Source organism: Acinetobacter lwoffii, from assembly GCF_052078135.1.
GTDB classification, from domain to species: domain Bacteria; phylum Pseudomonadota; class Gammaproteobacteria; order Pseudomonadales; family Moraxellaceae; genus Acinetobacter; species Acinetobacter lwoffii_Z.
On sequence record NZ_JBQGUZ010000021.1, the window covers coordinates 1 to 25,254 of the forward strand.

The following is a 25,254-nucleotide window of genomic DNA, read 5'->3' on the forward strand; positions in this document are numbered from 1 at the left end:
CAGATATCATCGGTAAGAAGAGTACGTGCCATTGAAAATATAGAAATAAAAATAACTCAAAGGAGGATTTTAAGTATTTAAAACCAATTCTTCAAATGAGGACACGCCCTAGAAACAGTACCATTATTTCTCTGGATCCATACGACATTGCATCAGGGCAGTTTCAAAGGCCAGCCAATCCCGTGACTGTTGATAAATCACTTCTACCCGGTTATCAATGCCTTCATCTGCCGACTGATAATTAAACTGCTCAGGATTAAAATTAAAGCTTTTCCAGCCTTGATCCGTATTAAAAATTCCCTTGATTCTGAGCCAGTCTTTTTGTTCACAGAGCAGATCCAGCAGATCATAAAAATTGAATTGCCAGCGTTTTGGCAATTTCCAGCCCGCAACCTGATAACCCTGCGCGCTTTCTACATAATGATAAGGCATTTGCTGAATCACTAAGGGCGTATCTGCTGAACGGGTGATCTGTTGCTGTTTTAACAAAGGCTGAATCTGACGGGCGAAACCCCGATAGTCCTGCTTGATCAGTTCGATATCGAGTTGTCCATGCTCGGTGAACAACCACTGTTGGGCATAAGGTTGATATTCTGTCTGAAGTTGCGTGAGTGCTGCGTGGTCTGCGGTTGTCATCAAGTCAGTATGTGAAATCACCACAATATGCGCTGCCTTGAGTTGGTCTGCGTACAGGTTTTGCTGAGTCCAGTCTCGATCATGCAAACGTGAACCATCTACCACTGTGACCAATGCCTGCATGTTTAAATGACTCTGCCAGTGCGGTTCGGTCAGCTGTTCCAGTAATTGGCCAGGATGCCCCAGTCCGGTAGGTTCGATAAACAGACGATCCGGTTTCACTTCTGACAGCAGGCGTGACAAGGCAATCTGCATCGGCAATTGGCTACTGCAACATAGACAACCACCCAACAGCTCTTTGACCGCATAACCCTGATCTTGCGGCAATAACTGCTGGTCTACCCCAATCTGGCCGAATTCATTCATTAGCACAGCCCAGATTTCCTGTTCCGGTTTTTGCTGTAATAAATGTTTGAGTAATGTGGTTTTACCTGCACCCAAAAATCCGGAAATGATATGGACAGGAATAGCCTGCGACGCTGACAGAATTTTCAAAATCGACTCTCAAGAGATTGAATAGAAATAGCAATACTCTGCATTATAAAGCACAGTGTGACTTTAAAATGCGTGTTCTTCGCAAACACGGCGTGAAAATCACAGAGATAAAAATTAATGGAATGATCCCAAATTACCAATTTTCTATGTTAACTTTTATTTCAAATTGGATTCTTGAAATATTCACACACACTTTCATTAAATAAAACTCCGCATAATTAACAGAAATAAAACAACTTTCTCAGTTTTGTATCTGCTGGGTTATTCCCTGCGTGTCGCTTTTGTTAATTGATTTGCTCAGTAAAATTTCAGTGCTTAGGATGGGCATCTGTCGAATTGATGTGATGGTCAGCTCGGCAGATTACATGACATGAATAAAAGGATGCCAAAAATGAAATATGCACAAATCTTACTTGCCACTACGCTTACTGCTGCTGCAGCCACCAGTTTTGCTGATAGTAAAACTACAGATGCGAAAACCACCACTGCAGAAGAAAAAGTGATTGTGACTACCCAGGAATTACCTGAATCGAATGCTCCTGTTGCAGGCGCATCTGCAGAGCAGCCTGCTGCCTCTGAAGCTGCTGCGGAAACTACGACACCTGCAAAACCTGCTGCACGTTAAGTGATTGAACAACTCGTTTAATCCTTCAATGAAGATATCAGGGACAGTAATTCTCCAGTAGGCTTTGTCCTATACTGCCCCCGATATTATTCTATGCTGAATAATGCTTGATGCTGGTTCAGCATTTTTATTGCATAAAATCTATTTATCACCATAGTCAAAACTGATCATAGAATTAATACAGGCTATCAAATTTTTATTATTTTTATAATTAAAATCAATTATTTATTCAAAAACCACCTATTTCAATCCAATATTATCCATATACTTAAGCTACTATTGCCTAACTTGTTTCTGGCTTCTAACTGTCCCTTAATAGCATCAAATGCAAGTCGATTGAGTGGACATTCGCTATGAGCAATACTAATTACACTACTGAAGTGGCAATCCTTGGCGCCGGCCCTGTCGGCTTAACCATTGCCAACTATCTGAGCAAGCAAGGCGTAGCTGTCACGATTGTCGAGCAACTGGATAGTTTGATTGATTATCCACGTGCGATTGGAATCGATGATGAATCCTTACGTACCATTCAATCTTTGGGTTTAGTCGATCAAGTCTTACCGCATACCACTCCGAATCATGCGATGCGCTTCTTGACGCCTAAAGGTCGCTGTTTTGCAGATATTCAGCCTTTAACACGTGAGTTTGGTTTCTCGCGCCGTAATGCCTTTATTCAGCCACAAGTCGATAACGTCCTACTGCAAGGCTTAAAGCAATATAAAAACACCCAAGTGCTATTTTCTCGTCAATTGACCCAGTTTAGTCAAGATGCTGACGGCGTAACACTCAATCTGCAAAATAAAGAGGGCGATGCAGAAACCATCCGCGCTCAATATCTGATTGCCTGTGATGGCGGTAATTCATATGTGCGCCGCAACCTGGGCATTGCCTTTGAAGGTGAAACCGTACCGAATCAATGGATCGTGATTGACCTTGAGAATGATCCGCTTGCTACACCACATATTTACTTATGTTGTGATCCGGTTCGTCCTTATGTATCAGCCGCATTGCCACATGGTATTCGCCGGTTTGAATTTATGGTTATGCCGGGTGAAACGCAGGAAGAACTGAGCAAACCGGAAAATATTGCCAAACTTCTTTCTAAGGTTTTACCAAGCACAGATGGTATCGAAGTGATCCGTCAGCGTGTCTATACCCATAATGCTCGTATTGCGGACAAGTTCCGTGTCGACCGTATTTTACTTGCCGGTGATGCAGCGCACATTATGCCGGTATGGCAAGGTCAGGGTTATAACAGCGGTATGCGTGATGCCTTTAATCTGGCTTGGAAAATGGCGCTGGTTGTTCAAGGCAAAGCTGGCCCAGCACTTTTAGATTCTTATCAGATCGAACGTAAAGACCATGCCAAGGCGATGATTGACCTGTCGGTGATGGCAGGTCACGTATTGGCACCACCGAAAAAATGGCAAGGTTTTGTTCGTGACGGCATTGCCTATGCCCTGAACTATATCAAGCCGATCAAACAATACCTGCTGGAAATGCGTTTCAAGCCGATGCCGAAATATCATGACGGCGCACTTTTAAGTAACGGAGCCAAGAACTCTCCGGTTGGCAAGATGTTTATCCAGCCTCAGGTTCAGCTGGCTTCAGGTGAAACCGTATTACTGGATGAAATGATCGGCAATGATTTTGCGATTATTGCCTGGGGTGTCGATCCGAAATGGGGTCTTAGTCCGGAGACGTTGCAACAGTGGAAATCGCTCGGCGTGAAATTCATCCAGGTAATTCCTGCGGTGCAATTGCAAAATAACCAGCGCAAAGAGTATCAAGATGTCATTACCATTGGTGATATCGGCATAGATATCCGCTCCTGGTTTGGTAACACGTCTGAATCCGTTGTAATCTTGCGTCCTGACCGTTTCGTGGCTGCGCTGGCCATTCCACAGTCGATGGAAAGTACCAGCCAGCAACTATTTAAAAAGCTTTACCTGAAATAATATTAGAGTCACTTTTCACCACGCTTCGGCGTGGTTTTTTTATTGTTTTAGATCTCCATATCAAGATATATAGACCGAGGAATTAGACTTGGTATTCCTGAAACCACGGAATATCTTTCAGGGAATCACGGCGAGCCATCTGCTGCAGGAAGGGTTTGAACTCGTCAAATGGCGGTAAAATTATCGCAGAGATCGCGAAAATTAAACAATAAGCCACATAGAGATCCGCCGCCGAGACTTTTTCGCCCAACAGATAGGGACTGGCCTGCCCGATGCCCTGTTTCAGAAAATCAAATACGGCTGCTTCATTCCCAAAACTTAAACTTCTCCGATTCTTTTCAATATTTTCTGGCGACACCTGCAAATTTTTTATATCGATATATTCGGTGAAGGGTCCATGACAGAAAAACATCCATTTCAAATACGCCCCACGCTTCGGATCATCCAAAGCAGGTGCCAATCCTTTGTCAGAATACTTATCTGCCAGATAGATAAAAATAGCGGCCATTTCTGAAATGACGATCTCTTGATCTACCAGACAGGGAACTTTTCCCATCGGATTCATCTGTGTATATGCCTGCTGATGCATATCCTCATAGGCAATCTCCACCTGCTCAATCTGATCTTCAATCTGCAATTCTTTCAGCAAAGGCAACAAGGTCAGGCCACGTGATTGCGGGTTGTTATAGAGCTTCATCATCCTGCTTCAACCGGTTTTTTATTGTTAGATGTTCAGTATAAAGTGATTTGCAGTCCCGATTTAAAAGGATGTGCTACAGATCATTTCTGTCGCACGGCTTTTCATCTGGGCTGATCAAGGATGCAGATATTAGAAAAGATCCACGCAAAACTTTTCTTTTAATACTTTTAAAATCAGATCAATCACCACATGTTTTTGATCCTTGCGATAATTGGCATACAGTCCAATCATCGGCAAAGGTTCCAGCGTCTTTTTCACCACAATATTATCGCCGAGCAATGGAATCACATAGGCCGGCACCAGACTCCAGCCCACCCCATCCCTACCAGATTGACATTGAGCAGGATATTGGTGGAATACTGCACCACATTCACTTTTAATTTAGACTGTTTAAAAAAATCCTGAATCAGCTTATGCAGTTGCGGTGAGGGCTGCTCATCACTAATTACAAAGTCCTGATTTTCAAAACTCTTGATACTGACATAGGGCAAGGCCGCAGCCGGGGAATCTTTGGGCACAATCAAGGTTAAAGGCTCATCAAAAATGCGGATCGAATCAAACTCACTTAACTGCCCCGGATAACGGGTAAAGGCAATGTCGATCTGTCCATTTCTTAAGGCACTAAACTGCTCTGCATCGGTCAGACTATGAAACTGTGCTTTCAGTTCAGGAAAATGCGCGCGGATATTCGGCATGATATAAGGAAAGACTTTCATTTCCGCGACCGGCACGAATCCGATATTCAGCTGATCCTGCTGTGCATTGGCGATCTGTCTGGCAGACTGAATGGCGCGCTCTGCATGCTCAAGACTCAGCAAAGCTTCTTTTAAAAACGCCTGACCGGCTTCAGTCAGTCCGACCTTACGGTTATTCCGCTCCAGCAACTGTACGCCAACCTCACGTTCCAAATCCTTGATTTGTTGGCTCAGTGATGGCTGTACTGTATTTAATTTTTCCGCGGCACGGGTAAAATTCAGTTCCTGCGCCACTGTAACGAAATAACGTAAATGTCTTAATTCCATTTTATAACTCCAAACTTGCCGGGCGCTTATTTTGCTTTTTGGCAACATACTGACGATAAACCAATATCGTCACAATGACGAGTACAGCACTCAAAACATAGGTGATTTCAAAGCCCCAATAGGCCATCAATACTCCCATTGCCACGGAACCGATCGCTAAACCCAGATCAAACAGAGTAAAGAAGGTTGAAATCGCATGTCCCATACGCTGTTTGTCGACCGACTGAATGGCCAAGGTCTGCAAACATGGGAATAGTGAACCATAACCGATGCCAATAAATACTGCCGACAACCATAATATCCATTGATTGGAAATCAGGCTGACAATCACCAGACCCATGGCAAAGAAAATAAATGAAGGATAAATAACCGCACTTGGCCCCTTGCGGTCATAAATCTTTCCGACCCAAGGTCTGACCAGCAACATGGACGCTGCAAATACAATAAAGAATACGCTGGTATAGCCCAAAAGCTGCTTGGTTTCACTAAATGCGGTAATAAAACTCATGATGCCCGAGTAGGCAAAAGCGGTTAGCAACGCCACGAAACTTACCGCCAGAACTTTGACTTCCAGAATATCCTGCAAGCTCAAACTGGTTTTCTCTGTGCTTATGGCTTCAGGTTTTGGTAACTCTGTGATTTTGAGCATCCAGCAGAAGATTAATCCCAAAGAAATAATAACGGCAAGAATTCCAAATAAGACATTAAAACTGGTGAACTGAATCACGGTCAATGCCAGCAAGGGCCCAAACACCACACCCAGATTGGTCGACATGACAAAATAACCCATGCCCTCACCTTTGCGCTGTTCAGGAATAAATTCATTGGCGACGGGTACTGCCACCGTGGTCAGAATACTGAACCAGATGCCATGTAAAAAACGCACCAGCAACAGCGACCCCATGCTATCCACCAGCAAATAACTAAAGGCAAATAAGGCAAAAATCACGCCTGCACCGCGCATCGAGATTTTCTTGCCGAACTTTTCGATGATCATGCCGGAAAATGGCCGGATCGCAATCGAAGAGGCCAAAAATAGCGTCAGCGCCAACCCAGCTTCTTTTACCGAACCGCCCAGATCTTTCATGATGTAAATCGGCAAGATGGTCAGTAAGGCAAAGTAATAAACGAACAGGAAAAAATTATTGAATAAGCACAAGATAAATGAGCGATTCCATAACCGCTCAGCGCTAACTGACATAATCACCAACTTTTAAAATTTGTAGGGAAATAGCACAAACTCAGACTTGGACAGTAACAGGATGCAAAGCCAACTCGACCAGATTCTGGATATAGTGTTCATCTGGAATCCGGTTGAAAAAAATAATCTGGTAATGAATCGGGCCGTATAAGGTATCCAGCATCAAATCAAAAGGATAATCCGGGTGTATTTCTCCCCGTTCAATCGCTTGCTGAATCAGTTGATGGGTCTGTTGTCGACGTGGCAAGAGATATTGCTGAAAGAACTCACCTGCCAGTTCGCGGTGATTAGCAATCACTACCAGTAAAGCCCGCCCCACTGGATGATTCAGTGCTTGAGATAAAGAACTGAGTTGTTGAATAAGATTACTTTTCAGGCTTTTAGACGTATCCAGTTCAAATACCGAAGCCGTATGTTGCTTGAAAGTGTCTAGTACCAGTTCCGATTTATGTTTCCACCAGCGATAAATCGTGGACTTGCCAACGCTGGCACGTGCCGCTACATCTTCAATCGTCAGCTGATGATATTCACATTCTGCCAGCGCATCTGCGACTGCCTGTAAAATGCACTGCTGTCGCCGGGAACTTTTTTCGTCACTGCTCATATTTTTCTACTTAACTTTTAAAATCTAAAAACCGAAACGATACGTATCGTTTTATATTAGAGTAAAAAATGGCAAAGCTCCAGTGAAAAACAAAAATTGAATCAAAAAAAAAGACCTCCTGAGGAAGGTCTTTTCTCAATCACGATTTAACTTAACTCTGTGCAGTCTTTTTATAAATGCTGCAAGAAGGATGATGATTTTCTTGCAAACGCGCGACTTTACGCTGTTCCGCTGCTTCAAAACGGCAACGTTTCCAGTCATTGTCCAGATTCAAAGCTGGAATCTGTTTTGGTTTACCATTTTCATCCACCGCGACCATGGTGAAATAACAGCTATTGGTATGACGTACCGTTCTCTTTTGAATATTCTGAGCTTCTACACGAATCCCGATTTCCATCGAGGTACGGCCAACATGATTCACACTGGCCAGAAATGTAACCAATTCACCGACGTGAATTGGCTCTTTAAAATTCACCTTGTCTACAGATAAGGTCACGACATAACTACCCGAATAGCGACTTGCACATGCATACGCCACCTGATCCAATAATTTCAGAATGGTTCCACCATGAACATTTCCTGAAAAATTTGCCATATCTGGCGTCATGAGAACTGACATCGTTAACTCTGACTGGTCATCCGACACTGCTGCAATTTGATCTAAAGGGGCCATCGTTTTCTTTGAACTCTTTGAATGACAAGGTTATCGTTTATTATTATAGCGTTTTTAACATGAATAAAATGTTCAATTCGGCAAATGAAGCATCACAATTATTGATATAGAAAATGTATTCATACAGAAAAAAATATATTTAATTGCTTAAAATCTCAGTTAGAAAGTTAAGTGCCAATAAATCAACACTTATTTATCTGGGGTTGATCACACAGCAACTGAGAATTTTTCACTGTTTTAAGCTCTGAACAAAAATAATTCAGGAAAATAAAAAGGCTCTGTGTGATTTAAAGCATCACTGGCCTGAGCATTTCCTGCGCCACGTTCTGATAACTTAAAATTTGTTGACCATCCAAGGTCGTTTCAACGGTAAAAGAACCATCCTGATGGGTCGCGGTCACTGTAAAAATATAGTGTTCGAATTGTGCCAGTTTGACCTGCTGTCCAATTTTAATATGCATCATGATGTCTACATCTGTGTAGTGATCTTTTCAAACTGCATTCTGGCATGGACATCGATGCTTTTGAATATTTGATCAACTTAAGTATACGAATAATAATATTAAAATTTTAATTTAAGACGAATAAGGCTTATTATTTAAAACAATATACTTATAATTCAATTTGTTATATTTAAAATTAATTTTATCTTTTGCGATAATTCCGACTGACTGATACACATAGGCAATCATCTTAGCTTTTATAACAATCAGTTAAGCGTTACAGCCGATGATCCGTTATCCTTTTGATTGAATATCCCTATACTGCGATAGAGGGATAAACAGAAATTTCAAAAAAAAGATTTATTGAGCTTGATGTTCATGTACCACAAACTGTGGAATCCGATGTCCTTGAGCATAATCATGTTTTTGGTAGGCTTGTGAAATTTCCATCAACTTTAACTGGGTCGCCTCGGCACCAGCCTGCATGGTAAGTTCCCTGCCACGGACATCAAAGATATGGCCTTTTTCACGTAAGTCCGGCTGAATCACCACATCTGCATGCTTTAATTCTTCATGTGCCAGATGTTGCTGCATAATATTGATGTTCTGATTAAACAGTCCCCAGACATTGGTGGTTTCCGTATGAATGGGCTGTGCCAGAATATCTACCGCAATCACAATATCGGCTCCCAACTCACGTGCCACATCGACCGGCACCGGACTGACCAGACCACCATCTACATATTCTTTACCTTGAATAATAGTCGGAATAAACATACTCGGAATCGAGACTGAAGCACGTACCGCCTGTCCGGTATTACCATAATTAAAAACGACTTTTTTGCCTTCTTTCAGCGCGGTTGCTACCACAAACATCGGGATTTTCATGGCTTCAAGCGGTGTTTGATCGACCTGCAAATTGACATAGTCCTCAACTTTTTTGCCATCAAAAAAACCTTTTCTGGCCAGTTTGATATCACGGACATCATTCGGTCGCATGCTGAGAGCAATATTGCGCAGTTCAATCGCCGGTTTGCCACTCGCATAAATGGAGCCTACAATACTGCCCGCACTGGTTCCGACAATAAAATCTGGTTGAATACCCGCCTGTTCCAGTACTTCCAGCGCACCAATATGCGCATAACCACGCGCACCGCCACTGCCTAGGACTAAAGCAACTACCGGACGCTGTTGGGTTTGCTTGATCTTTTGAAAATTAATTTGATTCGGACGTGCCTGAGCTTCTCCACGTTGTGCAGCAGGTTGTAGATGACCGGTCGCCGCTTGGGCTGTCATTGGGGTCGTTTGGCAAGCACTCAGGCCAAATGTACCCAGTATCACCATACTCAACACATATTTCTGCATGCAGAGAATGTCCTCATTAATCTAAAGCAGCATAGTGTATAAACACATGCATAAATAGTCTGTAGAATTTCGTAAAACTGTCATACAGTTCAGCTACTTTACCTTCATTTTTCCCCATAACTGTATGTCTTCAATCTCACTGTATCGGATTTTCCTGATTTTCCTGCAACTGGGCTGCATTTCATTTGGTGGTCCAGCGGCGCATCTGGTGTTTTTTCACCGAAAATTTGTGACCCAACTGCAATGGTTGAATGACACCCAGTACAGTCAACTGGTCGCTTTGGCGCAACTTTTACCCGGGCCGAGCAGCAGTCAGGTGGGGCTGTCGATCGGTTATCTGCAACGGGGCTATACTGGTGCCGTAATCGCATGGCTGGGTTTTACCCTGCCCTCAATGATTCTGATGACCTTGGTGGCGTTATTGGGTCAAAGCTATTTTCATATTTTAAACTCAAACAGCTTTCATACCATCCAGTTAATTGTATTTTCTGTCATCGCCTGGGCATTCTGGCAAATGCTGAGAAGCTTCTGTAAAACGGTTTGGCAATACGCTGTCTTAATCCTCTCTGTCGCATTACTGATAGTCGTTTCAGTAAGTTTTAACCAGATTCTGGTCATTATACTGGGCGCAATCTGTGGACTCTTGGCTGGACATTTTTCCCACTCAGATTCGAAACCCAAAGAAATTAACAAAACGGCAATCAGCTCGCCATATATTCGATCTGCCGCTGCACCCTATTGGCTGCTAGCATTTATCTTGCCATTTTTGCTGCTGCCCTTAGCAGGCAAATTATGGGGTGAATCGGAGCTGCAATTTTTTTCCAATTTCTATCAGACTGGCTCGCTGGTGTTTGGTGGCGGTCATGTGATTCTGCCTTTGTTACATCAGGACTTTGTCACAACCGGTTTGGTGAGTGCGCAATCTTTTGATCTTGGCTATGCATTTGCCCAACTGATGCCGGGACCTTTATTCAGTTTTGCCAGTTATATCGGTGCTTTACTGCCTTGGACGCCTTATGTCTGGCTGAATGCAGTGCTAGCGACCTGCACCATATTTTTACCTTCATTTTTTCTGATTTTTGCCACCTTGCCTTACTGGTCATGGTTGATGCAGCAGCGCCATATTCATCAGGCGGTGATGGGCATCAATGCTGCGGTAGTAGGACTGTTACTGTATTTATTGCTGGATCTTTCACAATGTTATTTTAGTTATGGCTCCGACCTGGTCTTTGTCGCGGTGATGATTGCTCTGCTACGCTCAAAACTACCGGTCTGGTTCAGCCTGATTTTAGGCTTTGTGCTTTATCAAAGTTATTTAAATTTCTTTTAAATAAAACTTTGGCACAAAAAAAGCCCCGAATGATCGGGGCTTTTTGCTTCAAGTCTTACCAGATATCTGATTTGACCTTGTCTTTAAATTTAGGATGGTTATCCAGTTTAAATTCAGGCTCTTTCACACCACGCTTCAACTGACCAGTATAGTCTTTGAGTAGCATCAGCAAGAATGGCATCAGCAACAGGATTGCGATCAGGTTGATGCTTGCCATGACACCCATGAACAGATCTGCCATATTCCAGATCAATGGCACACTGGCGATAGAACCGAAATACACCATGACCAATACAAATAAGCGGAAAATCAACATCACCCGGCTATTGTTATTGATGAACTGGACGTTTCCTTCGGCATAGGCATAGTTACCAATAATCGAAGAATAGGCAAACAGGAACAGAATCAAAGCCAGGAAGTCATCACCCCAAGCACCAATCTGGCTTTCAAGCGCCATCTGGGTCAAGGTCACGCCTTCAAATCCTGCATTTTCATACAGACCCGAAACCAGAATAATAATCGCGGTACATGAACACACCACAAAGGTATCTACAAATACTCCGAGCATCTGTACCAGACCCTGGTTGACCGGATGTTTGACATCGGAAGCTGCAGCAGCATTCGGTGCCGAACCCATCCCTGCCTCGTTAGAGAACAGACCACGCTTGATGCCCATCATCATCGCCATAGATACCATGGCGCCAAAGAATCCACCAGCGGCGGCTTCAAATTCAAAGGCTTTACTGAAAATGAGCTGGAAGATGGATGGGAGCAGATCGTAATTGATGACCGCAATATACAAAGCCACAGCCAGATAAAGCACAGCCATAAACGGCACAAAGCTTTCCGCAACTTTCGCAATCCGTTTAATCCCGCCAAAAATGATCACCGCAGTCATCAAGACCAGAAACAATCCGACCCAGGAAATTTCCAGATTCAGGCCGCCTAATGGCAGAATCAGGTTCGCCTGATCCCAGCCCCAAGCATGAGAGGTTGCTCCGGTAATGGCATTGGCCTGAACTGCATTGAAGACAAAACCATAAGTCGTGATCAATGCAATCGCAAAGACAATCCCGAGCCATTTCTGTTTCAGGCCTTGAGTAATGTAATAAGCTGGACCACCACGGAATTGCTGGTTTTTGTTATCTCGCACCTTAAACAACTGTGCCAAAGAGGATTCAACAAAAGCAGAACTCATGCCCAAAAAGGCAGTAAACCACATCCAGAACACGGCACCGGGGCCACCAATCGCAATCGCAATGGCGACACCCGCGACATTGCCCACACCGACCCGGCTTGCCAGTCCAGTGACAAAGGCCTGAAACGGGGTAATGCCGTGCGTATCCTGAACCTTGCCACGGCTATTTTTCATGACTTTCATGCTGTGCCAGAACAAACGAATTTGTACTGCACCCGTCATGATCGTGTAGAAAATACCGACTGCGACCAGAAACACCACCAGAAAATCCCATAAAGGGCCATTCAGGGCATTAATCCAGCCGAGTAAGGTTTCATTTAACTGATCATTCATGTCACATCCTTATGAGCCTATGACTCATCGTATCAGGCATAAAAATTATGCAAAAAACTTCAAAATCATCTGAATAACAGTAGCATTGATTAAGTCAACGAAGAACGCACCACATAATGGAACAATCAGGAAGGCCTTATGCGACGCACCATACATATTGGTAATCGCCTGCATATTGGCAACCGCTGTTGGCGTTGCGCCCATACCGAAACCACAATGCCCTGCTGCAAGTACCGCAGCATCGTAGTTTTTACCCATGATGCGGAAAGTTACAAAACCGGCATACAAAGCCATGGTGATGGTCTGTGCACCCAGAATTACCATCAGTGGTCCTGCAAGGTCAGCCAATTGCCATAATTTCAATGATAACAATGCCATCGCCAAGTACAGCGACAATGAAGCATTACCAAACACATCAATCGCGCGATCGAAAATCTGAACTTTGAAAACACCTTCCAGTACATTACGCAGGATGACACCACCCGCCAATGCCCAGACAAATGTTGGCAGTTCAAATGCAGTACCTTTACTGAAACCCGTCATAAACTCTGCAAAAGCCAAACAGCCTGCAAATAGACCCAAGGTCGTGATTGCATTATCAGCGGTAATTAAACGCACCTGATGCGGATATTCAAACGGTACATATTCGCTGGTGGTGCTGTCCATTGGCGTATTGTCACGCGTTTCAATTTGCTGATCGGTACGCGCAGTCGCCAGGTTATAACGGTTGATCAGCAACTTGGCTAAAGGTCCGCCAATAATACCGCCGATAATCAATCCAAAAGTCGCACTGGCCATACCTAGTGCCAAAGCACCTTGAATACCATGTTCAACTTCAAAAATTTCCCCCCATGCACCCGCAGTACCATGACCACCGGTTAAGGTAACTGAGCCTGCAATCAGGCCAATCAACGGGTCAATACCCAATAATGTTGCCAGACTCATGCCGACCGCATTTTGCAAAATAATGAAAGCCGAAACAGCAAACAGGAAAATAACCAGACCGATCCCACCTTCACGCAACTTGGAAAAGTTGGCACTCAGACCAATCGAAGCAAAGAAAATCAGCATAAAGCTGGTTTGTAGTTCTGCACTGGTGGTGATGCTATATCCCCACAATGAATGCACCAGCAATGAGATAATCGCCGCAACCAAACCGCCCGCAACCGGCTCAGGAATATTGTAACGTCTTAAAAAATCGATTTTATTAACCAGGAATCGGCCGAGTAACAAAACAATGACTGCGGCAATCAAGGTATAAAATGCGTTAAAAGTAAAATCCATAATTTTTTGCCCAAGATGATTTTGAATTTTTTATTGTTCTAAAAGTGAGGGAGTGCGCTAGATCTCTAGCTCGCTCATTAGATCTTTATCTGGAAATATCCTGATTTGATCTATCACTATTAGAAAAACAAACCGATTTATCATCTCTTTTAAACTTATGAATATCATCATCACGATCATATTCAACAAATGAGAGATTTATAAAAGCAACACCTTTTCTATTCCGATACTCAGTCTGTTGGAAAATTGCAGACAATTTTCAAACAGACGCGCATGTTGGTAAAAAAACTGTGTTTTAAGCTCAAAAAAACATTCAGTGCTTGATGAGTGCTTTCAACCTAAAGACTTCATTCAAGCCATCTGGAATCGCGTTATTTAAAACAGATCTTAATCACAAAATGCATGAATTAAGATGAAAAGTCGTACATTATGCTGTTTCTTTGTATCAAGTTTTATTTCTTTTTATTAGCAATAGTTAATTTACCTATAAAAAATAATTATAAATTCTCATTTTTATATGAAGATTAATCTATATTTTAATTCAAAAAAAATATTAATCTTTTACTCGACACGGAATGAAACAGGGATCTTGAAATTAAATTATCTTGATTTGCAGTCAAAATAAATCAGTTCTCTGTTTGAAATTGTTATTGTTGAATGGTTCAAGCACTTGGGTTTTAAGCCATTTTTTAAATCAAAGACCAACATTATGGGTAAATCGATTGCTATCACTGAGGCGATTTATGTTTAGCTAAAAGAATGCGAAATTTCATTCCTCAAGTCATTTTGCTGACAAATTGTTTTTTGCAGCCGGCTGAGAATGAAATTTTCCTATCCCCCGTTCTGTTTGTTTAGTTTATAGTCATTACAAACTCAATAAGGATATTCGACTGGACCCCATAATGGATCAAAATCTTGTTCATGCTGTAGATCACACCATCACTTCTCGCCATTCAGTGCGTGCTTTTTTAAATACCCCCGTTAGTACAGACACCTTAAAAGAGATTCTGGCGGTGGCCAGCCGCGCACCTTCAGGAACCAATACCCAACCCTGGAGGGTATATGTGGTAACAGGCAAAAAGCGCGATGAACTCGTGCAACGTGTCTGTCAGGCACAAATGCAAATCTATGCAAATCCAGAATTGTCACAGCAGTATCAGGAAACTTTTGCCTATTATCCTGAACAATGGATCTCGCCATTTATTGAACGTCGTCGTGAAAATGGCTGGGGTTTATATGGCTTGCTGAATATTCAAAAAGGTGAAAAGGAAAAAATGGCGCGTCAGCAACTGCGTAATTTTGAATTATTTGATGCACCTGTCGGCCTGTTCTTTACCGTACATCGTTCTTTGGCGATCGGTTCCAAAATGGATGTTTCTATGATGATCCAGAATGTCATGCTGGCCGCAAAAGCCCGTGGTCTGGATACCTGCCCGCAGGCAGCCTGGAATCACTTTCACCCGATCGTGCTTGATCTGGTCGGCGCACCCGATGATGAAGAGCTGGTCTGCGGTATGGCACTGGGTTATGCCGACCCAGAGCAAATTATTAACAGCTTTATTACCCCGCGCGTTCCCGTAGAAGAATTTGCCGTGTTTATAGATGAGTGATGCAAGCAGGGCTAAGCCAACTTGCTTAGCCCTCTGTTCGATCCAGCATTTTTAATATATTAGAGAACGCCCAGCATCTATGCATTTTGCAAGATTGGCATCTTTATTTTAAAAATCGCCCAAGCGGAAATACCGACAAAAACCAGCATGATCAAGGCCATATTCAACAAAGCATGCCAGATCAGAAAATTCAGTAATACACCGCCCAATAAACCACAGACAAATTGCATACTGCCCATAATCGCACTGGCAGTTCCTGCCCGCTCGCCCTGTTCAGCCATTGCCAAAGCCATGGCATTCGGACCAGTAAACCCGATAGATGCCACCACAATAAACATGCCTAACAACACCCAGAGCACAGAATCGACGTCCAGACAGCCCAGCAAGATTAACCCTAATACACCGGCAAACTGCAGGCAGGTGCCGATTTTCAGGCGCTGCAATATCGAGAATCGTCCAGCCAGACGTTTATTCAAGGTCGAAAACAGCATGATGCCGAAAGCATTGGCACCAAAGGCATAAGCAAACTGCTGCTCGGTCAGTTGATAACGATCCATCAGAATAGTCGAAGAAGCGCTGATATAACAGAACATCACCGCACCGGAAAAACAGCCGGCATAGAGCGGGCGTCGAAAGCTGGGATCTTGAAAAATGCACCGGTACAAACTTATAACCTGTTGAAAGTTCAGCTTGAGACGGCGTTCTGGCTCCAGGGTTTCTTTAAAAAGAAAGTGTACACAGGCTAGACTCAACAGACCGCAGCCCATCAACACCAAGAAGATCACGTTCCATTCATAAAACATCAACACCCAGGCCCCCAGACTTGGAGCAATGATTGGCGCAATGGCGGTCACAATCATCATGCTGGCAAAGGCCTGAGCTGCTGAATGCATATCCAGACGATCGCGAATTGCAGCGCGTGCCATGACCACCCCGACACAGCCACCGAGAGCTTGCAGAATTCGTGCAGCGATCAGGCTCCATTCATCCTGCGCAAAGACACACAGCAAACTTGCCACAATGTATAAACACAGCCCAAAATACAGTGGCGGTTTACGTCCAATCCGGTCACTGATCGGACCATAAATCAGTTGCCCGATCGCCAGACCGAAGAAATAAGCCGGCAAGCTATTGGAAACCATTTGGGTACTGACACCAAAATCTGCTGCCATAGCCGGTAAGGCCGAAAGATACATATCAATGGATAAAGGCCCGAGTGCACTTAAGGTCGCCAGCAAAACAATCCAGGACATGGCATAAGGTTGTTGTACTATTTTATTCGATGTCATAAGCATGAAGATTTAAAGCGCTAATATGCAGACAAATTAACACAGTGCATAGTATGATTTAGCCTGAAATGAAGATTTATAAATATACTATTTTCATTAGCCTATTCAGATTCAGCTCTAAGACTGCAGTATAAAGGACGACCTTTGAAATCTTGGCTCACTCGTCTCAAGCAAACCACCTATAACACGACCTTGATGTATAACCTGCGCATGATGACGGCATTTGCAGGTACCGCCTTTGTTCCCTATTTTATGGGACAACAATTGATGACGATCCCATTGACTTTAGGGGTGGTTGCAGCCGGTTTAAGCGATATTGATGACCGCTTTTCGGTGCGGATTTTAAATCTGCTCTACACCTACATTGGCTTCTTTATTACGGCAGTAGGCGTATATCTGCTTTTTCCTTATCCCTTGCTGTTTGCCTTGGCCTTAATTGTGTCCTGTATTGCCCTGATTTTGCTGGGTTCACTAGGGCGACGCTATGCCACGATTTCCTACGGCTGTCTGGTGATTTCCGTTTATTCCATGCTCGGGGTGGAGCTGTTTGATGAATGGTATAAACAGGCTGGTTTATTGGTCATCGGCGCGATGTGGTACGGTCTGCTGTCGACCATCAGCTTCCTGATTTTCCCTGCCCGGTTGGCGCAAGACAAGCTTGCCATTTCCTATTCTGCGCTCGGTAACTTTTTATATGCTAAGTCCAATCTGTTTGATGTGGACATGACGCCGAAAAGCTATCAGCAGAGCATGATTGAACTCTCGCTTGAAAACGGCAAACTGATTGCGATTTTTAATGAAATGAAAACGGCTCTCCTGACCCGCCTGAAAGGCGACCGTGGGCAAAAAGACACCCGTCGCAGCCTGCAATATTATTTTGTCGCGCAGGATATTCATGAACGTGCCGATTCAGCGCATATTGATTATCAGAAACTGGCCAAGATTTTCCAGCATAGCGATATCCTGTTCCGCTTCCAGCGCATCATGTCAATTCAGGGCAAAGCCTGTAAGGACCTGAGTGAAAGTTTGCTGATGCGCAAACCTTATGTACATAACCAGCGCTTCAAGCATGCGTTTGACAACCTGAGACAGTCTCTGGATAAGTTACGTCAGGAGCAGCATTATGATCAGGTCTGGATCAGTGCCCTGTTTGCGCTGTTTCAAAACCTGAAATCGATTGATGCCCAGTTACGCAACCTGGAAACCGAGCAAAATATCAAGTCCGAGCGTTTCAAACATATCGAAAACCAGCTCAGAGATGATGACCTGAAAGGCTGGGATGACATCAAGATTCGGATTAAACAGCATTTGACGCCCGAGTCGGTGCTGTTCCGGCATGCCATTCGCCTGTCGATTGTGCTGCTGATCAGCTATATCTTCGTACAGGTCAGCAATATTGAATATGGTTACTGGATTTTATTGACCGCACTCTTTGTCAGCCAGCCCAACTTTAACGCCACCAAACGGCGTTTACGTCTGCGTATTATCGGTACGTTGGTCGGTATTATCCTCGGTTATGCCATTTTATATTTTGTGCCGTCCATCGAAGGACAATTATTGCTTCTGGTACTAAGTGGAATTCTGTTCTTTGAATTGCGCAGTAAACAGTATGCACAGGCCACCGCCTTTATCACGATTTTAGCCCTAATCAACTTCAATCTGGACGGTATGGGCTATGCCGCGGCCATCCCGCGTATGATCGACACCTTGATTGGCTGTGCGATTGCCTGGTTCGGCGTCAGCTTTATTTTTCCAGACTGGAAGTTCCGACGTTTGCCGCGCAGTATCAAACGCAGCTTGCAGGCAGAAGCAGATTATTTGAGTGAAGTAATCGAGCAGTATAAATCGGGACGTAATAATGGCCTGAAATATCGGATTGTGCGCCGTGCGGCCCATAATACCGATGCCGAGGTGGCTTCACTGATTTCGACACTGGCCACTGAACCAGATATTGATCCGGTACAAAAATCACTAGCCTTTGAGTTCCTTTGTCTGAACCATACTTTTATCAGTTATATTGCCGCACTGGGTGCACACCGGGAAAAAATTGAAGATCAGGACATTCTGAATTTATTGGACAAAGCACTCGAGAACATTCGTGGTGCATTGTTACGAGATGAAATGCCCGATTTAAGTGCGCAAAATATGATTGCTCATATTCGACAGCGCCTGGCTCAAGATCAGGAGCAAGATCAGAAATCCCTGATCATTTTGCAGCAGCTGTCTTTAATGTTCAGTATTTTAAAGCAGTTGAGCCAACTGAAACAAAGTTTGAGCCATGAGCGTGATGAACAGGCAACTGAATTAGGTTCATTATAATTTGGCTGATTTTGGAACAATATACTCACTGAATTGGTACAATTAGTGCTAAACTTTTTACAGTTTAAAATCTGCTAATTTCATTATGACCGCGAAAAATTTATACGCTTATACCCTACAGCCTGTGAACTATGAAATTTCAGAAGCCGAGCAGCGTCATGCTCAGCTGGTGATCTGGCGTAGTACCAATAAAATTGGCATGAAAGCATGGCTGATCATGGGTGCTGTTGTTGCACTTTCTATTCTGGGCATTCTGCTCCTGAAGAACTATTCTACCGTGTTCTGCTGGGTGGCCATTGTCTGTGTGGTGTTGTATTTCCTGATCCGTACCTTTGGTCTGGAATGGTATGTTAAACGCAAGATGAATGAATTTCCGGTACAGGAAATCAAAGGTGTTCGCCTGGGCGTACAACCACATGGCATCGTGATGCGTCAGAAAATGGGCATGCAAGAAGGTGTTGGGGCGATTAGCTGGAAAGACATCTATGAATGGTACAACACACCAGAATTCATGTTGGTCAATTTCAAGGTAAAAGGCCAGCAAGGTGCATATATCCTGCCGAAACGTCTGGACAGCAAAAACTTCTCTTTCGCCACGATTCGCAAGCATCTGGAAGCAGAAGTCGGCGCAGCAAAACAAATCTAAACTGTTCTTTCTTCAGTGAAAAACCTCCTGTCCCGGCATGGAGGTTTTTTTAATCTCAAAACAATAAATGATAATGAGAATAAATATTATCCTCAACACCTATAATTCGAGCTTAAACTTCAGTTATAATTTTGCCACTTTTATAGATCTCACCCTTAATCTGACGACCATGTTTAAAAAGACATTTTTCCAAATCCACTGGTTTCTGGGGATTACAGCAGGTTTAATCCTCTCGATAATGGGGGTCACTGGCGCAATCTATTCCTATGAACAACAAATATTAAAATGGATGAATAGCGACAGTTATACGGTTCAGGTTCAGCAACGTGACAAACTCACGCCTGCCGAGCTGTATCAGCACTTTAACCGTACTGCGCCTGACATGAAGATCAACAGTATTACCGTGGCACAAGATCCAAGTGCTTCGAGTACCGTGAATGTCGCTAAAGAAGGCGCACGGCGTGGTCAGAACATCATGATCAACCCGTATACTGCGGAAGTCTTACCAGAGATTAAGGGTCGGGAGTTTTTCCAGTTTATTCAGCAACTGCATCGTAATTTGACGGTTGGTCCAGTAGGTAAACAGATTACCGGTGCCTGTACCCTGATGCTGATCTTTTTTGTCTTGTCAGGTCTATACCTGCGCTGGCCGAAACGTCATTCGATCAAGCAATGGTTCTTTGTAAAACCTCAACTGAAAGGCCGTAATTTTATCTGGGATCTGCACGCTGTTGTGGGAACCTGGGTGGTGATTTTCTACCTGATTCTGGCCTGTACCGGTCTGTACTGGTCTTATGACTGGTGGCGCAATGGCATGTTTAAAGTGCTGGGTGTGGAACGCCCGCAACCGGAAATGCAGGCCAATGCCGGCAATAACCGTGGTGAAGGACGTCCAGGCGGTGAACGTGGTCCGCGTGCCGAAGGTGAAGTACGAGGCGAACGCGGTGCTGGTGGTGAAGGCCGTGAAGGTCTCAGCCCTGAAGCTACTGCCCGTGCGCTAGACCAGAGCTGGATTGGCTTTAACACTGAATTTTCAGATAAGTATTCTACCGTAACGTTTAACCTTCCGAAAAAACCGGATGGCGAAATGCAACTGAACTTCGTCGATCCGATCGCTCAACATGAACGTGCACGAAACAGTGCCACTTATAATTACCGGACAGCTGAATTTACCGAAGTCGAGCTGTATGAAGACAAAAAGCTCAATGAAAAGATCATGAGTAGCATGTTACCGGTACATCGTGGCAGCTTCTTCGGCCCGATCTACCAGTTCTTTGCCATGGTCGCAGCCTTGTTGATGCCGTTGTTCTTTGTAACCGGCTGGATGCTCTATCTGAAACGTCGCAAACAGAAACGCTTAACGCTTGCAGCACGTCAGGGTGCGACTGCAGTGAACCTGGATGAAAATGCCAAACCGTGGCTCATTGCTTATGCCTCACAAACAGGGGTTTCTGAGCAACTGGCTTGGCGTACAGCGACTGCCCTGCAAGAAGCGCGTCAACCGGTAACCGTCAAGCCAGTACAGCAACTGACGCTTGCCGATTTACTGCAAACCGAACAGGTATTATTTGTTGCCAGTACCTATGGCACGGGCGAAGCGCCGGATTTAGCCTCTTCTTTTGAGAAAAAAATCCTGTCTGCTCAAGCTGATCTCAGTCATTTAAGTTATGCGGTATTGGCCTTGGGTTCTCAGGAATATCCAGACAGCTATTGCAGTTTTGGTCACCGTATTGATCAGTGGTTAAAACAGAATGGTGCCCAGCAGCTATTCAATACGATTGAAGTCGACAATGCCAATAACGAGCATATCCAGCAATGGAATAGTGCGCTGGCACAAGTCACTCGACTTGAACTACAAGCGATGAGTATCGATAAGACCTTTGATCACTGGAACCTGAGTAAACGTGAAGTCCTCAATCCTGGTAGTCTAGGTGCGCCTGCCTTCAATATCGAACTGACCCCTGAGCATGAAGCCATCTGGCAAGCAGGTGATATTGCAGAGGTTCAACCAGGGAATAGCCCAGAACATATTCATGCATTTATGCAAAAGCACCAGATAGCAGCGGGTACACAAGTACCTTCTATGCAACAGAATATTGAACAGGCCCTCTGGGATCGTGATCTGACTCAGGCTGAACCTTTTGATTCTCTGGATCAGCTCCTCACGCAATTACCGGTTTTGGCAACACGTGAATACTCCATTGCCAGTATTCCAAGCCAGCAGGTTTTACGTCTGGTGGTACGTCAGCAAACCGATGCTAGTGGTAATCTGGGATTGGGTTCAGGCTGGCTGACCCAGCATGCGGCTCTCAATACGCCAATTGCACTGCGTATTCGCAGCAATGAATCTTTCCACCTGATTGATGACAACCGCCCGATTATCTGTATTGGTAATGGTACCGGGATTGCGGGATTATTAAGCCTGCTCAGTGCGCGTAACCGTCAGGACTATAGCCAGAACTGGCTGATCTTCGGTGAACGTCAGCGTGAACATGACTTCTTCTTTGAAGAAACCATTCAGGCCTGGCTGCAAATGGGAACCCTGAAACGTCTCGATCTTGCGTTTTCTCGCGACCAGCAGGAAAAAGTCTATGTACATCACAAATTGCGTGAACAGGCTGAAGAACTGAAAGCCTGGATTGCTCAAGGTGCAGTGATTTATGTCTGCGGTAGCATCAATGGTATGGCCAGCGATGTGGATCAGGCCCTGACCGAGATTCTCGGTGAAACAATGCTAGATCAATTACGCCTGGATGGACGTTATCGCCGTGATGTATATTAAGATAACCTGATATGCTAAAAACCGGGCTCAATGGCCCGGTTTTTATTGAAGATACAAAAGCAATAATAAGAATATGAATAAGAAAAAAAGGAACCCTGAATGCTCAATCAACTTAAACGAAGTCTTAGCCTGATCTGTGGTTTGATCCTATGTATCAATAGCGTCTGGTTACTGAGCCAAGGTCAGAGGCATTTTGCTATTGCCCTGTCGATCTTCATTGGGGTGGCACTCATCCTGTATGCCTTGTTTTTTTCATCTATTCAGCGCTGGAAACAAAATTCCCGATTCAGAACCTTGTTCTGGAACAGTCTCTGGGGCGGATTTCTATTCTGGATCATCAGTGTCGCGGCTTTCTTCGCTTATATCCAGATGTCAATTAACCCGAATATTCCGGCACGGCCTGCTGCAGCGATTTTAGTATTAGGTAGTGGTATTAATCAGGGTCAGCCCTCACCCATCTTAAAAAATCGTCTGGATACCGCAGCAAAATATGCAGAACGATATCCGAATACTTTAATCATTATGACCGGTGGACGAAATTTCCGGGAGAGACAGAGCGAAGCTGAAGTAATGCAAAGTTATATCCATAGGAACTATCCGCAGCTCAAAAACCCCATTAGCTTAGAAGATCAAAGCAGAAGTACCCAACAGAACCTGCAATATTCTCAGGCAATCCTAAAACAGCAACATATTGATCGAAATGAGCCCATTGCGATTGTCACTAGCGATTTTCATAGCCCTCGTGCCCGTGCCATTGCCAGACATCAGGGTTATCAACAAGTCATCAGCCTGAGTGCCAGCACACCCCAGAATGTTCGCTATAATTCCTGGTTACGCGAATATTTTGCTTTGATAAGTGGCTGGCTACTGAATGAATATTCATTGTTCCAATAAACAAGCTGTTTTAAAAACAATAAATTTAATTTAAACGGATCTGCCTAGGCAAAGGCATATCCGGATTTTTAAACAGATCAGGTTTTTGCACATAAATCTGATACAGATAATTTTTAATATCGAGTAATAATTTTTCCGGTGCCACCAGAATATTCTGTCCTTCCGGGGTCAGATCAAGCGAAACAATGGTACTTTCCTGACGTAAAAAGGGAATGACTTTCTCTACAAAATCCTTGAGACCAATTTCCTGAATCTCGTAATTTGCCCAATTGTCTTTAATCAGCAGTCGAGCCAGACCTTTACTTTGCCAGCAGGCAAATGCGCGTTGTCCGGTCGGCGTGGCACATAAGGCCCAGCCATCTTGGTAGAGTGCAAAAATGCCAGCATTGGCAACAATGGCTTCAATATATTGCTTATAAAGCTGTTGAGGATCGAAAGCAGTTTTTTGGGATTTGGTCGCGGCTTTGCGCTGATAGGGATTTCTCATGGTCGTGAAATCTTAATATTATTATAATAGAATCAGATTCTAAGGAATAAATAGCGTTGAAGCAAGAAGATATGGTGGGCGCTGACGGGATCGAACCGCCGACATTCTGCTTGTAAGGCAGACGCTCTACCAACTGAGCTAAGCGCCCTGAGAAAACAACAGTGTTGTTTTAAATGACGCAAGACCAACAAGGAATATAGTCTTGGTATCTTGAAAACTCAGATCTCAGGAATCCAAGCTTCTCATCTTAGGATGGCGCAGCGGACGGGGCTCGAACCCGCGACCCCCGGCGTGACAGGCCGGTATTCTAACCAACTGAACTACCGCTGCATCGTAAGAATCTGGTGGGCGCTGACGGGATCGAACCGCCGACATTCTGCTTGTAAGGCAGACGCTCTACCAACTGAGCTAAGCGCCCTGATAAAGAGTGTCAATCTTTAGTTTATTAAATTCAGGCTCAGGGACCTCAATTTAATTTCTTTTGAAATGGCGCAGCGGACGGGGCTCGAACCCGCGACCCCCGGCGTGACAGGCCGGTATTCTAACCAACTGAACTACCGCTGCATCGCAAAAGAATCTGGTGGGCGCTGACGGGATCGAACCGCCGACATTCTGCTTGTAAGGCAGACGCTCTACCAACTGAGCTAAGCGCCCTCAAAAGGTCTATCGTATAAATGGCGCAGCGGACGGGGCTCGAACCCGCGACCCTCGGCGTGACAGGCCGATATTCTAACCAACTGAACTACCGCTGCATTTACACAATGTCGCTATTGTGGCAAACGAAAATCAAGATCTTAAAGTGGCGCAGCGGACGGGGCTCGAACCCGCGACCCCCGGCGTGACAGGCCGGTATTCTAACCAACTGAACTACCGCTGCAACTATAAGGTCTCAACATGAAAGAGCTTGGTGGGCGCTGACGGGATCGAACCGCCGACATTCTGCTTGTAAGGCAGACGCTCTACCAACTGAGCTAAGCGCCCTTTCTAAACGTCTATCATCGTTTGATGGGTGCATTATAGAGAATCTGCACAGCCTGTCAAACGCTTTTCGGAATGTTTTCCACTTTTTAGGTGTGAGTGATTAAAAAATAGGTTGTTTGTTAAAAAAAACAACACTTTTTGTTTATTTTTTAAGTCTCTACCGAAATTTTTTAATTTTCAAAATCAAAATTGAAGCGAAATTTTGTGTTTTACCCTGCGAAGTTTCAGTCTTAATCATACGATGTATTGCAATTCTGATTAAGGATTATACAAAGCTTTAAAATACTCGACGTTGTGTTCATGTAATCTTGCAACTGGCATTTATTTTTATTCAGAAAATGCCAGTAAATCTAAGCTTCAAATAATCATTTAACCCATT

At 44.1% G+C, this 25,254-nt stretch carries 19 protein-coding genes, 8 tRNA genes and 1 pseudogene; 8 read left to right on the plus strand and 20 right to left on the minus strand.

From position 1 onward, the window contains the following. Window positions 1–123 precede the first annotated feature (123 nt). Window positions 124–1,131, minus strand: coding sequence for a CobW family GTP-binding protein (locus ACTL4S_RS12855; protein WP_441299463.1), 1,008 nt, complete (start codon window positions 1,129–1,131; stop codon window positions 124–126). Window positions 1,132–1,522: 391 nt separating this feature from the next. Between ACTL4S_RS12855 and ACTL4S_RS12860 the strand changes: the two genes are divergently transcribed. Together ACTL4S_RS12860 and ACTL4S_RS12865 are read left to right on the plus strand one after the other, a co-directional pair. After that, on the plus strand, window positions 1,523–1,756 hold the full coding sequence (locus ACTL4S_RS12860; protein WP_004645811.1) for a hypothetical protein: 234 nt from the start codon (window positions 1,523–1,525) through the stop codon (window positions 1,754–1,756). A 353-nt stretch (window positions 1,757–2,109) separates the two neighbouring features. Continuing rightward, window positions 2,110–3,714 (plus strand): bifunctional 3-(3-hydroxy-phenyl)propionate/3-hydroxycinnamic acid hydroxylase, encoded by a 1,605-nt coding sequence (locus tag ACTL4S_RS12865; RefSeq protein WP_044108554.1) that lies wholly within the window; start codon window positions 2,110–2,112, stop codon window positions 3,712–3,714. An 82-nt stretch (window positions 3,715–3,796) separates the two neighbouring features. Here the strand turns inward: ACTL4S_RS12865 and ACTL4S_RS12870 are convergent, their stop codons facing one another. The 7 genes and pseudogenes from ACTL4S_RS12870 to ACTL4S_RS12900 all read right to left on the minus strand — a co-directional run bounded on the left by ACTL4S_RS12870 (window position 3,797) and on the right by ACTL4S_RS12900 (window position 9,722). Then, window positions 3,797–4,411, minus strand: a complete 615-nt coding sequence (locus tag ACTL4S_RS12870) for a glutathione S-transferase family protein (protein WP_441299483.1) — start codon at window positions 4,409–4,411, stop codon at window positions 3,797–3,799. 132 nt (window positions 4,412–4,543) lie between these two features. Beyond that, window positions 4,544–5,436: pseudogene (locus tag ACTL4S_RS12875) on the minus strand (LysR substrate-binding domain-containing protein). 1 nt (window position 5,437) lies between these two features. Beyond that, window positions 5,438–6,637, minus strand: a complete 1,200-nt coding sequence (locus tag ACTL4S_RS12880) for an MFS transporter (RefSeq protein ID WP_441299464.1) — start codon at window positions 6,635–6,637, stop codon at window positions 5,438–5,440. A gap of 40 nt (window positions 6,638–6,677) precedes the next feature. After that, window positions 6,678–7,241 carry a TetR/AcrR family transcriptional regulator gene (locus ACTL4S_RS12885; RefSeq protein ID WP_224215658.1) on the minus strand — a complete coding sequence of 188 codons (564 nt, stop codon included), beginning with the start codon at window positions 7,239–7,241 and terminating at the stop codon, window positions 6,678–6,680. A gap of 151 nt (window positions 7,242–7,392) precedes the next feature. Next, window positions 7,393–7,914, minus strand: a complete 522-nt coding sequence (locus ACTL4S_RS12890) for an acyl-CoA thioesterase (RefSeq protein WP_004280680.1) — start codon at window positions 7,912–7,914, stop codon at window positions 7,393–7,395. Between the two features lie 287 nt (window positions 7,915–8,201). Continuing rightward, a complete protein-coding gene (locus ACTL4S_RS12895) occupies window positions 8,202–8,378 on the minus strand; it encodes a hypothetical protein (RefSeq protein WP_004731959.1) in 177 nt (58 codons plus the stop codon). Between the two features lie 339 nt (window positions 8,379–8,717). After that, on the minus strand, window positions 8,718–9,722 hold the full coding sequence (locus ACTL4S_RS12900; protein WP_441299465.1) for a patatin-like phospholipase family protein: 1,005 nt from the start codon (window positions 9,720–9,722) through the stop codon (window positions 8,718–8,720). 124 nt (window positions 9,723–9,846) lie between these two features. On the opposite strand from ACTL4S_RS12900, the gene chrA reads away from it, so the two are divergent. Then, entirely contained in the window at window positions 9,847–11,052 is a 1,206-nt protein-coding gene (gene chrA, locus ACTL4S_RS12905; protein ID WP_441299466.1) for a chromate efflux transporter, read from the plus strand. 55 nt (window positions 11,053–11,107) lie between these two features. On the opposite strand, the gene ACTL4S_RS12910 is transcribed toward chrA, so the two are convergent. Both ACTL4S_RS12910 and gltS read right to left on the minus strand, forming a co-directional pair. Beyond that, a complete protein-coding gene (locus ACTL4S_RS12910) occupies window positions 11,108–12,583 on the minus strand; it encodes an alanine/glycine:cation symporter family protein (RefSeq protein ID WP_004731963.1) in 1,476 nt (491 codons plus the stop codon). Between the two features lie 45 nt (window positions 12,584–12,628). Beyond that, window positions 12,629–13,867, minus strand: coding sequence for a sodium/glutamate symporter (gene gltS, locus ACTL4S_RS12915; protein WP_004731964.1), 1,239 nt, complete (start codon window positions 13,865–13,867; stop codon window positions 12,629–12,631). 902 nt (window positions 13,868–14,769) lie between these two features. Between gltS and ACTL4S_RS12920 the strand changes: the two genes are divergently transcribed. Beyond that, on the plus strand, window positions 14,770–15,477 hold the full coding sequence (locus tag ACTL4S_RS12920) for a nitroreductase (RefSeq protein WP_441299467.1): 708 nt from the start codon (window positions 14,770–14,772) through the stop codon (window positions 15,475–15,477). Between the two features lie 77 nt (window positions 15,478–15,554). On the opposite strand, the gene ACTL4S_RS12925 is transcribed toward ACTL4S_RS12920, so the two are convergent. Beyond that, complete coding sequence (locus tag ACTL4S_RS12925) at window positions 15,555–16,772, minus strand: multidrug effflux MFS transporter (RefSeq protein WP_441299468.1); 1,218 nt, start codon at window positions 16,770–16,772, stop codon at window positions 15,555–15,557. Between the two features lie 138 nt (window positions 16,773–16,910). Here ACTL4S_RS12925 and yccS point away from each other — a divergent pair, with 138 nt between their 5' ends. The 4 genes from yccS (at window position 16,911) to ACTL4S_RS12945 (ending at window position 23,407) form a co-directional block, all read left to right on the plus strand. Next, window positions 16,911–19,085 carry a YccS family putative transporter gene (yccS, locus tag ACTL4S_RS12930; RefSeq protein ID WP_114541644.1) on the plus strand — a complete coding sequence of 725 codons (2,175 nt, stop codon included), beginning with the start codon at window positions 16,911–16,913 and terminating at the stop codon, window positions 19,083–19,085. An 85-nt stretch (window positions 19,086–19,170) separates the two neighbouring features. Further along, on the plus strand, window positions 19,171–19,731 hold the full coding sequence (locus ACTL4S_RS12935) for a hypothetical protein (RefSeq protein ID WP_441299469.1): 561 nt from the start codon (window positions 19,171–19,173) through the stop codon (window positions 19,729–19,731). Window positions 19,732–19,900: 169 nt separating this feature from the next. Next, window positions 19,901–22,513, plus strand: coding sequence for a PepSY domain-containing protein (locus ACTL4S_RS12940; protein WP_441299470.1), 2,613 nt, complete (start codon window positions 19,901–19,903; stop codon window positions 22,511–22,513). A 99-nt stretch (window positions 22,514–22,612) separates the two neighbouring features. Next, a complete protein-coding gene (locus ACTL4S_RS12945) occupies window positions 22,613–23,407 on the plus strand; it encodes a YdcF family protein (protein ID WP_441299471.1) in 795 nt (264 codons plus the stop codon). Window positions 23,408–23,432: 25 nt separating this feature from the next. Here ACTL4S_RS12945 and ACTL4S_RS12950 read toward each other — a convergent pair whose 3' ends face one another. The 9 genes from ACTL4S_RS12950 to ACTL4S_RS12990 all read right to left on the minus strand — a co-directional run bounded on the left by ACTL4S_RS12950 (window position 23,433) and on the right by ACTL4S_RS12990 (window position 24,875). After that, the gene (locus ACTL4S_RS12950; RefSeq protein WP_441299472.1) at window positions 23,433–23,894 is read right to left on the minus strand and encodes a DUF2750 domain-containing protein; all 462 of its coding nucleotides are present in this window, start codon (window positions 23,892–23,894) and stop codon (window positions 23,433–23,435) included. Between the two features lie 72 nt (window positions 23,895–23,966). Beyond that, window positions 23,967–24,042: transfer RNA gene (locus ACTL4S_RS12955), tRNA-Val, on the minus strand. 105 nt (window positions 24,043–24,147) lie between these two features. Next, window positions 24,148–24,224 (minus strand) — tRNA-Asp (locus ACTL4S_RS12960). 12 nt (window positions 24,225–24,236) lie between these two features. Further along, window positions 24,237–24,312 (minus strand) — tRNA-Val (locus ACTL4S_RS12965). 69 nt (window positions 24,313–24,381) lie between these two features. Next, window positions 24,382–24,458 (minus strand) — tRNA-Asp (locus ACTL4S_RS12970). A gap of 14 nt (window positions 24,459–24,472) precedes the next feature. Further along, a tRNA-Val gene (locus tag ACTL4S_RS12975) sits at window positions 24,473–24,548 on the minus strand. Window positions 24,549–24,569: 21 nt separating this feature from the next. Next, window positions 24,570–24,646 (minus strand) — tRNA-Asp (locus ACTL4S_RS12980). Window positions 24,647–24,694: 48 nt separating this feature from the next. Continuing rightward, window positions 24,695–24,771 (minus strand) — tRNA-Asp (locus tag ACTL4S_RS12985). A 28-nt stretch (window positions 24,772–24,799) separates the two neighbouring features. Continuing rightward, window positions 24,800–24,875, minus strand: a tRNA-Val gene (locus ACTL4S_RS12990). Window positions 24,876–25,254 lie beyond the last annotated feature (379 nt).

What these genes read in the sequence shown, in the direction of transcription:
- ACTL4S_RS12950 (WP_441299472.1), bottom strand. Translation starts at nt 23,894, where the DNA reads ATGAGAAATCCCTATCAGCGCAAAGCCGCGACCAAATCCCAAAAAACT.
- ACTL4S_RS12865 (WP_044108554.1), top strand. Translation starts at nt 2,110, where the DNA reads ATGAGCAATACTAATTACACTACTGAAGTGGCAATCCTTGGCGCCGGC.
- ACTL4S_RS12870 (WP_441299483.1), bottom strand. Translation starts at nt 4,411, where the DNA reads ATGAAGCTCTATAACAACCCGCAATCACGTGGCCTGACCTTGTTGCCT.
- ACTL4S_RS12935 (WP_441299469.1), top strand. Translation starts at nt 19,171, where the DNA reads ATGACCGCGAAAAATTTATACGCTTATACCCTACAGCCTGTGAACTAT.
- ACTL4S_RS12910 (WP_004731963.1), bottom strand. Translation starts at nt 12,583, where the DNA reads ATGAATGATCAGTTAAATGAAACCTTACTCGGCTGGATTAATGCCCTG.
- ACTL4S_RS12880 (WP_441299464.1), bottom strand. Translation starts at nt 6,637, where the DNA reads ATGTCAGTTAGCGCTGAGCGGTTATGGAATCGCTCATTTATCTTGTGC.
- ACTL4S_RS12885 (WP_224215658.1), bottom strand. Translation starts at nt 7,241, where the DNA reads ATGAGCAGTGACGAAAAAAGTTCCCGGCGACAGCAGTGCATTTTACAG.
- ACTL4S_RS12940 (WP_441299470.1), top strand. Translation starts at nt 19,901, where the DNA reads ATGTTTAAAAAGACATTTTTCCAAATCCACTGGTTTCTGGGGATTACA.
- chrA (WP_441299466.1), top strand. Translation starts at nt 9,847, where the DNA reads ATGTCTTCAATCTCACTGTATCGGATTTTCCTGATTTTCCTGCAACTG.
- ACTL4S_RS12925 (WP_441299468.1), bottom strand. Translation starts at nt 16,772, where the DNA reads ATGCTTATGACATCGAATAAAATAGTACAACAACCTTATGCCATGTCC.
- ACTL4S_RS12860 (WP_004645811.1), top strand. Translation starts at nt 1,523, where the DNA reads ATGAAATATGCACAAATCTTACTTGCCACTACGCTTACTGCTGCTGCA.
- gltS (WP_004731964.1), bottom strand. Translation starts at nt 13,867, where the DNA reads ATGGATTTTACTTTTAACGCATTTTATACCTTGATTGCCGCAGTCATT.
- ACTL4S_RS12890 (WP_004280680.1), bottom strand. Translation starts at nt 7,914, where the DNA reads ATGGCCCCTTTAGATCAAATTGCAGCAGTGTCGGATGACCAGTCAGAG.
- ACTL4S_RS12900 (WP_441299465.1), bottom strand. Translation starts at nt 9,722, where the DNA reads ATGCAGAAATATGTGTTGAGTATGGTGATACTGGGTACATTTGGCCTG.
- ACTL4S_RS12945 (WP_441299471.1), top strand. Translation starts at nt 22,613, where the DNA reads ATGCTCAATCAACTTAAACGAAGTCTTAGCCTGATCTGTGGTTTGATC.
- ACTL4S_RS12920 (WP_441299467.1), top strand. Translation starts at nt 14,770, where the DNA reads ATGGATCAAAATCTTGTTCATGCTGTAGATCACACCATCACTTCTCGC.
- ACTL4S_RS12895 (WP_004731959.1), bottom strand. Translation starts at nt 8,378, where the DNA reads ATGATGCATATTAAAATTGGACAGCAGGTCAAACTGGCACAATTCGAA.